Raw genomic sequence first — 11,816 nt, 5'->3', positions numbered from 1 at the left:
TCACCATGAAACCAACCAAGCGTCAAGTTTTGCGGGCGCTTCATGCGTTCGATCTTGGTATTGGGGCGATTTCAGAGATATCAGCCTTGGCAATGCCACGGCAGCCCAGTAGTGGATTGCCGGTGGATAAGCCGGATGTTGGGGCAGAGCGATGGAACTTCAAGAGCGGTTGAACGAAGTACGGTCCAGGATCGATGCGGCTGGGCGGGATGCAGGCCGTCAGGAACGCGCGGTGCAGTTGGTGGCCGTCTCGAAGACCTTTGAGGCCGATACCATTCGGCTGGCAATCGAAGCTGGCCAGCGCATCTTTGGAGAAAACCGCATTCAGGAAAGCCAGGGAAAATGGCCGGGGTTGAAGGCGGAAACGCCAGACATTGAGCTGCATCTCATTGGTCCGCTGCAATCCAACAAGGCTGCAGAAGCAGTTGCGCTCTTCGACGTGATCGAAACCGTGGACCGCGAGAAAATCGCACGCGCCATTGCCGAGGAAATGAAGCGGCAGGGCAAGGCATTGGGTCTCTATGTGCAGGTGAATACAGGCCTGGAACCGCAGAAGGCCGGCATCGCGCCTGACGATACGCCAGCTTTCGTCGACTTCTGCCGCGGTGAACTCGGCCTTGGCATTGAAGGATTGATGTGCATTCCGCCGGCGGATGAAAATCCCGGCCCGCATTTCGCCCTGCTCGCCAAGCTCGCAGAAAAGTGCGGTGTCAAGAAACTCTCCATGGGCATGTCTGGTGACTACGAGACTGCCATTGCCTTCGGTGCGACCAGCGTACGGGTCGGCTCGGCAATTTTCGGCGCGCGTTAACAAATAGCGGAAACTGTTTCTTCGAATCAGAGGATTCCTCATGATTCGGACAGGGATCTTGTGGCCGTTGTTTGGAAAGCGATAATATTTATTAATCCGAAAAAAGTTTTAAACGGGCGATTTTTCCCGTTAACGTTTGACTGTGGAGACTCGCTGTAATTCTCTAACCTATTTAAATTGCTAGATAATATTTGTCGCTTTCGAGCCTTATTCAAAACCCGGTCGGGAGCATTTAAAGGCCCTAACAAGAGCTTAAATTAAATTTTCCGCAACGCTAATTGAGGAATTATTAACTATGTTGGGCGCAACCATTCGTTAACGGCAATGACCTGGCTCTCGGGTTTTGCATGAAGCGTCGCCGTTACCGGACTCGTCCGGATGACCCCTTTCACTTTGATTGCGGAAAACGGAACATGACAAGCATCCTCACCAACAACGCTGCCATGGCAGCGCTGCAGACCCTGCGCGGCGTAAATGACAGCCTGAAGGACACCCAGGGCCGCGTCTCCTCGGGCTATCGTATCGACAAAGCTGCCGACAATGCTGCCTACTGGTCGATCGCGACGACAATGCGTTCGGACAACAAGGCTCTCGGCGCGGTTTCCGACGCCCTCGGCCTCGGTGCTGCAAAGGTCGACACTGCCTATACGGCCATGGACAACGCCATCGACGTCGTCACGGAAATCAAGGCGAAGATTGTCGCTGCCACGGAAAAGGGCGTCGACAAAACCAAGATTCAGGAAGAACTCGACCAGCTGCAGGAGCAGCTGGTGAGCATCGCCCAGTCGGCCTCCTTCTCCGGTGAAAACTGGGTTGCCGGCGCTTCGGGCACGAAGAGCGTCGTCTCCTCCTTCGTCCGTGACGGTTCCAATGCCGTTTCAGTCAAGATGACGGATTACATTCTCGATGCGGGTACGCTGGGTAATGTCCTGTTCGGCATGAACAGCAACGGCACGATCCAGACGACGAGCGGCATCATCGGCACCGCATTCAACGGGACCTATGGCAACACCGTTATCGTCATGCCATCGATTTACGCGCTCGATATCACCAACTTCACGCAAGGCCAGCTCGACGGGGCGCTTTCCGGCGTCGAGCTCGTGCTCCAGGCCATGACCAATGCAGGTTCGCAGCTTGGCTCGATTTCGACCCGAATTCAGTTGCAGGAAACCTTCGTCAGCGCCCTGACCGACTCGATCGACTCGGGTGTCGGCCGCCTCGTGGACGCTGACATGGAAGAAGAGTCCTCCAAGCTCTCGGCGCTGCAAACGCAGCAGCAGCTTGCAATCCAGTCGCTGTCGATCGCAAATTCTTCGGCACAGAACATTCTCTCGCTCTTCCGCAGTTAACGCCTGGCAGAAGAACGGAACAAAAAACCCCGCCATCGGCGGGGTTTATTCATTTCAGGAGATGGCGATCTCAGAACTGATCGTCTTCATCCTCGTCCTTCGGTGTCGAGCGCAGCGAGCTCAGCTTGCGGAAGACGGCATCGGCGTCGATTTCCTTTTCTTCCTCGCGCTCGTAGCTCGGCGTCAGGCGCTCGGTTTCCTGAGCAGACTGCAGCGTTGCACCGAGTTCTGCCGCGGTCGGCAGCGGACGGCCCTTGGAAGCCTTTTCCACTTCCATATCGAGATCGATCTGGCTGCAAAGGCCGAGCGTAACCGGGTCCATCGGTGCCAGGTTTGCCGAATTCCAGTGAGTGCGCTCGCGGATCTGCTCGATCGTCGATTTCGTGGTGCCGACGAGACGCGAAATCTGCGCATCCTTCAGTTCAGGATGGTTGCGAACCAGCCAGAGAATGGCGTTCGGGCGGTCCTGGCGCTTGGAAACCGGTGTATAGCGCGGACCGCGGCGCTTGGATTCCGGCACGCGGACCTTCGGCTCGGAAAGCTTCAGCTTGTAGTTCGGGTTGCCTTCGGCGCGGGCAATTTCATCGCGGGAAAGCTGGCCGGTGGCGATCGGGTCCAGGCCCTTGATGCCCTGCGCGGCTTCGCCATCGGCAATCGCCTTGACTTCGAGCGGATGCAGTTTGCAAAACTGAGCGATCTGGTCGAAAGACAGGGCTGTATTGTCGACGAGCCAGATGGCAGTCGCCTTCGGCATGAGCAGCTGTTGAGCCATGGATATAGTCCTTCTATCGTCCGCGCCGGTCGCGGTCCGTGGATTGTCACCACAATGTCCGGGAAATATGGCGGTATATAACCGCACTGTCGCAGAATTGCAATTCTTCAGAAATGAAATGACCTTTGTCTAATTGCCGTCATCAGACTACCTGATATGAATTGCGCAATTCGAGTCCCGGTCGATGCGTCGAAGCGTTGGCCGTTGCATAGCCTTGTGAGGAGGAGTTCCCATGTCGGAGAAGATCTATCCGGTTTCCAAACCGGTGAAGACCCGTGCGCTGATCGATCAGGCCAAGTACGAGCAATGGTACGAGGAAAGCGTTGAAAACCCGGACAAGTTCTGGGGCAAGCACGGCAAGCGCATCGACTGGTTCAAGCCCTATACCAAGGTCAAGAACACGTCCTTTACCGGCAAAGTGTCGATCAAGTGGTTCGAGGATGGCCAGACCAATGTTTCCTATAATTGCATCGATCGTCACCTGAAGACGAACGGCAACCAAACGGCCATCATCTTCGAAGGCGACAACCCCTATATCGATAAAAAAATCACCTATAACGAGCTCTACGAGCATGTCTGCCGCATGGCGAACGTGCTGAAGAAGCATGGCGTCAAGAAGGGTGACCGCGTCACCATCTATATGCCGATGATCCCGGAAGCGGCGTATGCGATGCTCGCCTGCGCCCGCATCGGCGCGGTGCATTCCGTCGTCTTCGGCGGCTTTTCACCGGAAGCGCTGGCCGGCCGTATCGTCGACTGCGAATCCACCTTCGTCATCACCTGCGACGAGGGCATTCGCGGCGGCAAGCCGGTTCCGCTGAAAGACAATACGGATACGGCCATCCACATCGCTGCCCGTCAGTATGTGGCGGTCAACAAGGTGCTCGTCGTGCGCCGTACCGGCGGCAAGACAGGCTGGGCGCCGGGGCGCGACCTCTGGTACCATCAGGAAATCGCCACGGTGAAGGCTGAGTGCCCGCCGGTGAAGATGAAGGCGGAAGATCCACTTTTTATCCTCTACACTTCGGGTTCCACAGGCAAACCGAAGGGTGTCCTGCACACGACAGGGGGGTACCTGGTCTATGCGGCGATGACGCATGAATATGTCTTCGATTACCACCCCGGCGACGTCTACTGGTGCACGGCCGATGTCGGCTGGGTTACCGGTCATTCCTATATCGTCTACGGGCCGCTCGCGAACTGTGCTACGACACTGATGTTCGAAGGCGTGCCGAATTTCCCGGACCAGGGCCGTTTTTGGGAAATCATCGACAAGCACAAGGTCAATATCTTCTACACGGCGCCGACAGCGATTCGCTCGCTCATGGGCGCCGGCGACGATTTCGTGACTCGCTCTTCGCGCGAGAGCCTGCGCCTGCTCGGCACGGTCGGTGAGCCGATCAATCCGGAAGCCTGGGAATGGTATTACAATGTCGTCGGCGACAAGCGCTGCCCGGTGATCGATACCTGGTGGCAGACGGAAACCGGCGGTCACATGATCACGCCGCTGCCGGGTGCGACCGACCTCAAGCCTGGTTCGGCCACGAAGCCGTTCTTCGGCGTCAAGCCGCAGCTCGTCGACAATGAGGGCAAGGTGCTGGAAGGTGCCGCCGACGGCAATCTCTGCATCACCGACAGCTGGCCGGGCCAGATGCGTTCGGTCTATGGCGACCATGAGCGCTTTATCCAGACCTACTTCTCTGCCTACAAGGGCAAGTATTTTACAGGTGACGGCTGCCGCCGCGATGAGGACGGTTATTACTGGATCACCGGCCGCGTCGATGACGTTCTGAACGTTTCCGGTCATCGTCTCGGCACTGCGGAAGTCGAATCTGCTCTCGTCTCGCACAATCTTGTTTCGGAAGCTGCCGTCGTAGGTTATCCGCATCCGATCAAGGGCCAGGGCATTTACTGCTACGTCACGCTGATGGCGGGCAATGAGGGCACAGACGAACTGCGCCAGCAGCTTGTCAAACATGTGCGCGCCGAAATCGGCCCGATTGCCGCACCCGACAAAATCCAGTTCGCGCCCGGCCTTCCGAAGACGCGTTCGGGCAAGATCATGCGCCGTATCCTGCGCAAGATTGCCGAAGACGATTTCGGTTCGCTCGGTGATACTTCGACGCTCGCAGATCCGGCTGTCGTTGACGATCTGATCGCCAACCGGCAAAACAAGGCTACGGCTTGAGACTAAGGGCCGCTCCGCTATCGGGAGCGGCCCTATTCATCCGCACAAACAACCTGTGGCTTGCGGCCGCCGTCATAGGCGCGGACCTTTCCTTCCGAAAGAAGATCCTGTGCAGGATTGCGCCCGTCCGCGAAGGTGACGTTGGCGAGAATTCGTCCGAAATATTTGTCACCGGCTATCTCCCTCAGCTGAATAGTGGCGGCGCCTGATATCATTTGTTCAAGTGCTACTCGTGCCTCGAGAGCGGCTTTCCGGACTTCAGCGCATTTCGAATGGATTTCGGGTGCGTCTATACCGCGAATGCGGACATAGACTTCCATGGTTTGCTGCGGCCAGGGTGTCGCCGCAACCAGCAGCGTATCGCCGTCAATGATCCGGATAATCTTCGCCGATACGGGACCTTCAATCTCGTCGCGTGCGGCAAAAGCCGGCACAGACGAAAGAACTAGCAGGACAATTGAAAACAGCTTGAGCATAACAGGAATAAATTCCGATCATGCTGGAAAGTCAATGGGAATATTTACCTAGAAATCGATCGCGCGGCCATTAATTTCATAATCGCCAAAGCGGGAGGGCTCAGCTCCGCCGCGTCCGCCGATCTCCGGCGGCAGTTCGGCAGACCTGGTGTTCTTCCGGCGTTCCTCAGCTTCGGCCAGCGCCCGCTTGGCAGCTGGAGAAAGCATCTTGCGCGGCGGCTCCGAACCTTCAGGCACCGGAATTTCCACATTGTCGTTATCGGCCGTCTGCATGCTGCACTCCCGCCTGAGAATATTGAAAATGGCTGGCGAATAACCAAATCATAGTGCGTCGGCGCCGGGATTTAAAGCATTACGCCGCAATCTGGAGATGGAGACCTCTGATGAACCTCATGCGTACTGCCATGTTGCTTGCCTTCATGACGGCGCTTTTCATGTTTGTCGGCTTTTTGATCGGCGGCCGGGGCGGCATGATGATCGCCTTTCTCATCGCTGCCGGCATGAATTTCTTCTCCTACTGGAATGCCGACCGGATGGTGCTGTCGGCCTATCGGGCGCAGGAGGTCGATGAGCGCAACGCGCCGGAATTTTACCGGATCGTGCGTGATCTCGCCCGCAATGCCGGCCTGCCGATGCCCAAGGTCTATCTCTATGACAGCCCTCAGCCGAATGCCTTTGCGACCGGCCGCAATCCGGAGAATGCTGCCGTCGCTGCCTCGACCGGCCTGCTTGCCGCTCTCTCGCCAGAAGAGGTTGCGGGCGTGATGGCGCATGAGCTTGCCCACGTCCAGAACCGCGATACGCTGACCATGACGATCACCGCCACGCTTGCCGGCGCGATCTCGATGCTCGGCAATTTCGCCTTCTTCTTTGGTGGCAATCGTGAAAACAACAACAATCCGTTGGGTTTCATCGGTGTGCTCGTCGCGATGATCGTGGCACCGCTTGCCGCCATGCTGGTGCAGATGGCGATCAGCCGTACCCGCGAATATTCGGCCGACAGGCGGGGTGCTGAAATCTGCGGCAATCCGTTATGGTTGGCCTCGGCACTCGGCAAGATCGCCCGCGGTGCGGCACATGTGCCGAACTATGACGCGGAGCGCAACCCGGCTACCGCCCACATGTTCATCATCAATCCGCTTTCCGGCGAGCGCATGGACAATCTGTTTTCGACCCATCCGAACACCGAAAATCGTATTGCTGCCCTGCAGGAAATGGCACGGGGAGGTTTCGACGTCTCGACGCCGCCGGTTCGCGCTGCTAATCCGACACGCAAATCGCGCTCGGTTCCCAATACCGGTTTCGGCCGCGATGACTCGCAACCGCCGAAGGGTCCGTGGTCTTGAATTCAGACGGCAAGAAGAAGCCAACGCGCAAACATAAACCTGCTGCAGAAGGCTCAGCAGCGGCGCCGGTGAAACCCGGCCTGCAGACGCGTGCGGCTGCCGCCAAGATCCTTGCGGCCGTCGTAGACAAAAAGCTGCCGCTCGATGGTGCGCTGGATCATGAGCATGGAAATCCGGCCTACAAGGCGCTTGGGGAAAGCGATCGCGCGCTGGTCCGCGCCATCCTCAACACGACGCTCAGGCATCTGCCGCGCATCGATGCCGCCATTGCCTCGCTGCTCGAAACGCCGCTGCCGGAAGGCGCCCGAGCTTTGCATCATGTGCTTGCCGTCGGTGCTGCGCAGATCCTCTATCTCGACGTTCCCGATCATTCCGCTGTCGACCTCGCCGTCGAGCAAGCCAACCAGGATCCTCGCAATCGGCGTTTCGCGAAGCTCGTCAACGCCATCCTGCGCCGTCTTAGCCGTGAGAAAGTGCGCATACTTGGCGAGATCGCCGACATTCCGCCAATGCCTCCGTGGTTCATCGAGCGGATGGCCAAAGCCTATGGAAAAGAGCGGGCACTCGCCATTTCCGAATCCCAGCTTGAACCGGCAGCCATCGACCTTACTGTCAAATCCGATGCCGCAGGCTGGGCGAAGCGCCTGAACGGCGCAGTGATACCCACTGGCGGCGTGCGGCTTTCCGCGTTTGAAGGCAGCATTCCCTCGCTTGACGGATTCGAAGAGGGGGAATGGTGGGTTCAGGACGCGGCTGCCAGCATTCCTGCAAAGCTCTTCGGTGACCTCACCGGCAAGCGCGTTGCCGACCTCTGTGCCGCACCAGGCGGCAAGACCGCCCAGCTTATCCTTGCCGGTGGCCGCGTGACGGCGATCGACCAGTCCGAAAACAGGCTGAAGCGCTTGCGCTCCAATCTCGAGCGGCTTGGTCTTGAAGCCGAAACCATCGCGGTGGATCTTACGAAATTCGAACCATCCGAGCGTTTTGACGCAATTCTTCTCGACGCGCCCTGCTCGTCGACAGGCACGACCCGCCGGCATCCCGACGTGCTCTGGACGAAAGGCGCCGGGGATATCGCCAAGCTCGCGACACTGCAGGAGCGCCTTCTGCGCCACGCAGTTACCTTGCTGAACCCGCGTGGCGTTCTTGTCTTTTCCAATTGCTCGCTCGATCCACAGGAAGGCGAAGAGGTTGTGGCTCGTGTTCTTGAGGATATGAAGAACCTGGAACGAGTGCCGATCGACGCCGCAAAATGGCCCGGCATGGAGCAGGCTATTACACCGATAGGCGAGTTTCGCACGCTCCCTACAATGCTGGATATGCCAGATGGCTTTGCGTCGGGCCTTGATGGCTTCTACGCTGCGGTACTCAGACGCATCTGATTGCTATTATATTCTAATTTCATCACAAAATAATACATCGTAGCTAATGAAATCGGTTTTGATTCATCTATTCTTAACCACGAGGGTCAATAGACAATTGATATGCAGTCCGGTCGGCGTCTTGCGAGCATATATGTTCGGGAAGCTTGGCGGCGCGGTACGCGCCGTGCCGCGCTTCTGCGTTTGCGCTTCTCGCGCCATGCCATATCGGTACCGGAACGCCTGATCGTCGCTCCGACGGATCTGAGGGGCATCGATTCCCACGTTGCCGAAGAGATCATGGACGGCCGGTTTCCGCTTGCCGGCCGTATGCTGGAAACCGACGGGAAATCGCCCTTCACGCTGACCCTTCCCTCGCGTGCGTTCGCAGTCAGGCTTCACAGTTTCGGTTGGCTACGGCACATGCGCGCCAACAAGAGTGAGCGCGGCTCGGCCGTCGCCCGTGTCATCGTCGATAGTTGGCTCTCGATCCATGGAGGCCGGATCGAAGGCATCGCCTGGGAGACCGACGTCGTTTCGCAGCGTGTCATTGCCTGGCTGGCGCATTCTCCAGTCGTCCTGCAGAACGCCGATCGCGGCTTCTATCGCCGCTTCATGAAGTCGCTCGCCTTCCACATCGGCTATCTGCGCCGCATGGCGCCCTATTCGACTGGCGAAGTCCGCTTCCGTCTGCGCATCGCGCTTGCAACGGCGTCTGTTGCCATGCCTGTGCGTGCTTCGACGGTGCGGCGGGCAGCCCAGGCGCTCGACCGCGAATTCGATAGCCAGATTCTCCCCGATGGCGGCCATATCTCCCGCAATCCACGCATCGGGCTGGAGCTGCTGCTCGATCTGCTGCCTCTCCGGCAGACCTACGTCAATCTCGGCCATGACCTGCCGCAGAAGCTGATCTCCGGTATTGACCGCATGTATCCGGCCCTGCGCTTCTTCCGCCATCAGGATGGCGATCTGGCACTCTTCAACGGTGCGACATCCACGCTGGCGGATGAGTTGATGTCCGTACTGCGCTACGACGAGACGGCGGGTCAGCCCTTCAAGGCATTGCCGCATTCGCGCTATCAGCGACTTGCAGCCGGCAAGACGGTGATCATTGCCGATACCGGACCGCCCGCGCCTGGCTGCTTCAGAACAGCTCATGCAGGCAGTCTCTCCTTCGAAATGTCCTCCGGCCGCTACCGCTTCATCGTCAATTCAGGATCTCCTAAATTCGCAGGCCAGCGCTATGTCCAGATGGCCCGCACCACCGCTGCTCATTCCACCGTGGTCCTGAACGATACATCCTCCAGCCGGTTCTCCCCCTCGGCTTTTCTGGCCCACATGATGACGGAGCCGGTGGAAACGGTTGCTGCCGAGCGCGTGGAAACCGAGGATGGCCGCGAAGGCATCAAGGCCAGGCATGACGGCTATCTCGATGCTTTTGGTGTCATTCATGAGCGAGAGCTGACGCTGAACGCGGCCGGCTCCATCGTGACCGGTATGGACCGTTTCGTGACCGACGACCGGTATCACAGCGAAGGACCGCTGCGCGCGGTTGCCCGCTTCCACATCCATCCCGCCATCGTGCCGCGGCAGAATGATACGGAATCGGTGCTGCTGACGGCCCCGGATGGCGAAAGCTGGCTGTTTTCCTCTCCCGGCAATGAAGTGCTGATTTCGGAGGATATTTTCTTCGCCGACAGTGCCGGCATCAGCAGCTCCGATCAGATAGAGGTGGATTTCGATCTGGCGGAAAAACCCGAAATTCGCTGGTTTTTGTCACGCAAGAGCTAGCGACTGTTTGCGCCGGCTCCAAGCTGTGCTAACGCGGCCTCATCAAAACGTCCCTCGCCCGGATGTCTCCCGCGAAGCCCGAACGGAGAAGGTTCATGGCCGTCATTTCCAAGAAAATCCCCGCCCCCGACAAGGTCGAGATCAAGACTGCGCTGCTTTCTGTCTTCGACAAGACCGGTATTATCGAACTTGCCCGCGCGCTTTCGGCGCGTGGCGTGCGCCTGCTTTCGACCGGTGGCACCTACAAGGCGATCGCGGCCGAAGGACTTGCCGTCACCGATGTTTCCGAAGTGACGCAGTTTCCGGAAATCATGGATGGCCGGGTGAAGACCCTGCATCCGAAGGTGCATGGCGGCTTGCTCGCGATCCGTGACGATGCCGAACACCAGGAAGCCATGAAGGCACATGGGATCGACGGCATCGACCTGCTGGTCGTCAACCTCTATCCCTTCGAGGATGTGCGTGCGGCCGGCGGCGATTATCCGACGACGGTGGAGAATATCGATATCGGCGGCCCGGCTATGATCCGCGCTTCTGCCAAGAACCATGCCTATGTCACCGTCATCACCGACCCGGCGGACTATTCCGAGCTGACCGAGCAACTGTCGGCCGATGCCGGCAAGACGGTCTATGCCTTCCGTCAGCGCATGGCGGCCAAAGCCTACGCCCGCACTGCCGCCTATGACGCCGCGATTTCCAACTGGTTTGCCGAAGCGCTTTCGATCGATACGCCGCGTCACCGCACCATTGGCGGCGTGCTGAAGGAAGAGATGCGCTACGGTGAAAACCCGCACCAGAAGGCCGCCTTCTACGTGACGGGCGAAAAGCGCCCGGGCGTTTCGACTGCCGTCCTGCTGCAGGGCAAGCAGCTTTCCTATAACAATATCAATGATACCGATGCGGCCTATGAGCTCGTTGCCGAGTTCCTGCCGGAGAAGTCGCCGGCCTGCGCCATCATCAAGCACGCCAATCCCTGCGGCGTCGCGACCGGTTCGACGCTTCTCGAAGCCTACAAGCGGGCGCTTGCCTGCGATTCCGTCTCGGCCTTCGGCGGCATTATCGCACTGAACCAGACACTGGATGCAGCGACGGCCGAAGAGATTATCCAGCTCTTCACCGAGGTCATCATTGCACCTGACGTCACCGAGGAAGCAAAGGCAATCGTCGCCCGCAAGCCGAACCTGCGTCTGCTCTCAGCTGGCGGTCTGCCGGATGCGCGTGCGGCCGGCATCACCGCCAAGACCGTTTCGGGAGGCTTGCTGGTCCAGAGCCGAGACAACGGCATGGTCGAGGATCTGGAGCTGAAGGTCGTTACCAGGCGTGCGCCGACGGCTCAGGAGCTTGAGGACATGAAGTTTGCCTTCAAGGTCGGCAAGCACGTGAAGTCGAATGCTGTCGTCTACGCCAAGGACGGCCAGACCGCAGGTATCGGTGCCGGCCAGATGAGCCGTGTCGATTCAGCACGCATTGCGGCGCTGAAGGCCGAGGAAGCGGCCAAGACGCTCGGACTCGCCGTTCCGATGACGCATGGTTCGGCAGTCGCCTCGGAGGCGTTCCTGCCCTTCGCAGATGGCCTGCTGTCGATGATTGCTGCCGGCGCTACCGCCGTGATCCAGCCGGGCGGCTCGATGCGCGACCAGGAAGTCATCGATGCGGCAAACGAACACAATGTCGCGATGGTCTTTACCGGCATGCGTCACTTCCGCCACTGAGCAGATAACG

General features: G+C 58.7%; 10 protein-coding genes. 7 read left to right on the top strand and 3 right to left on the bottom strand.

Going from position 1 to position 11,816, the window contains the following annotated elements; translation table 11 throughout:
• Nucleotides 1-151: 151 nt before the first annotated feature.
• Together LVY75_32575 and LVY75_32570 are read left to right on the top strand one after the other, a co-directional pair.
• Nucleotides 152-811 (top strand): YggS family pyridoxal phosphate-dependent enzyme, encoded by a 660-nt coding sequence (locus tag LVY75_32575; GenBank protein ID XAZ23473.1) that lies wholly within the window; start codon nucleotides 152-154, stop codon nucleotides 809-811.
• A 413-nt stretch (nucleotides 812-1,224) separates the two neighbouring features.
• Nucleotides 1,225-2,160, top strand: coding sequence for a flagellin (locus tag LVY75_32570; GenBank protein ID XAZ23472.1), 936 nt, complete (start codon nucleotides 1,225-1,227; stop codon nucleotides 2,158-2,160).
• 70 nt (nucleotides 2,161-2,230) lie between these two features.
• Here LVY75_32570 and LVY75_32565 read toward each other — a convergent pair whose 3' ends face one another.
• Nucleotides 2,231-2,932, bottom strand: coding sequence for a DUF1013 domain-containing protein (locus LVY75_32565; GenBank protein ID XAZ23471.1), 702 nt, complete (start codon nucleotides 2,930-2,932; stop codon nucleotides 2,231-2,233).
• Between the two features lie 232 nt (nucleotides 2,933-3,164).
• On the opposite strand from LVY75_32565, the gene acs reads away from it, so the two are divergent.
• A complete protein-coding gene (gene acs, locus LVY75_32560; GenBank protein ID XAZ23470.1) occupies nucleotides 3,165-5,120 on the top strand; it encodes an acetate--CoA ligase in 1,956 nt (651 codons plus the stop codon).
• Nucleotides 5,121-5,152: 32 nt separating this feature from the next.
• Here the strand turns inward: acs and LVY75_32555 are convergent, their stop codons facing one another.
• Nucleotides 5,153-5,596 (bottom strand): thermonuclease family protein, encoded by a 444-nt coding sequence (locus tag LVY75_32555; protein XAZ23469.1) that lies wholly within the window; start codon nucleotides 5,594-5,596, stop codon nucleotides 5,153-5,155.
• 48 nt (nucleotides 5,597-5,644) lie between these two features.
• Nucleotides 5,645-5,869, bottom strand: coding sequence for a DUF1674 domain-containing protein (locus LVY75_32550; GenBank protein ID XAZ23468.1), 225 nt, complete (start codon nucleotides 5,867-5,869; stop codon nucleotides 5,645-5,647).
• 110 nt (nucleotides 5,870-5,979) lie between these two features.
• Here LVY75_32550 and htpX point away from each other — a divergent pair, with 110 nt between their 5' ends.
• The 4 genes from htpX to purH all read left to right on the top strand — a co-directional run bounded on the left by htpX (nucleotide 5,980) and on the right by purH (nucleotide 11,806).
• A complete protein-coding gene (gene htpX, locus LVY75_32545) occupies nucleotides 5,980-6,942 on the top strand; it encodes a zinc metalloprotease HtpX (GenBank protein ID XAZ23467.1) in 963 nt (320 codons plus the stop codon).
• Nucleotides 6,933-8,324: a methyltransferase domain-containing protein gene (locus tag LVY75_32540; protein ID XAZ23466.1), complete on the top strand. Its 1,392-nt coding sequence runs from the start codon at nucleotides 6,933-6,935 to the stop codon at nucleotides 8,322-8,324. Before htpX ends, LVY75_32540 begins: the two co-directional genes overlap by 10 nt.
• 102 nt (nucleotides 8,325-8,426) lie before the next feature.
• Entirely contained in the window at nucleotides 8,427-10,094 is a 1,668-nt protein-coding gene (locus LVY75_32535; protein ID XAZ23465.1) for a heparinase II/III family protein, read from the top strand.
• Between the two features lie 95 nt (nucleotides 10,095-10,189).
• Entirely contained in the window at nucleotides 10,190-11,806 is a 1,617-nt protein-coding gene (gene purH / locus LVY75_32530; GenBank protein ID XAZ23464.1) for a bifunctional phosphoribosylaminoimidazolecarboxamide formyltransferase/IMP cyclohydrolase, read from the top strand.
• Nucleotides 11,807-11,816: the final 10 nt, after the last annotated feature.

This window comes from Sinorhizobium sp. B11 (genome assembly GCA_039725955.1).
Taxonomy (GTDB): Bacteria; Pseudomonadota; Alphaproteobacteria; order Rhizobiales; family Rhizobiaceae; genus Rhizobium.
Note: the sequence above shows the minus strand (reverse complement) of the source record. Positions and strands in the feature narration are given on the sequence as shown.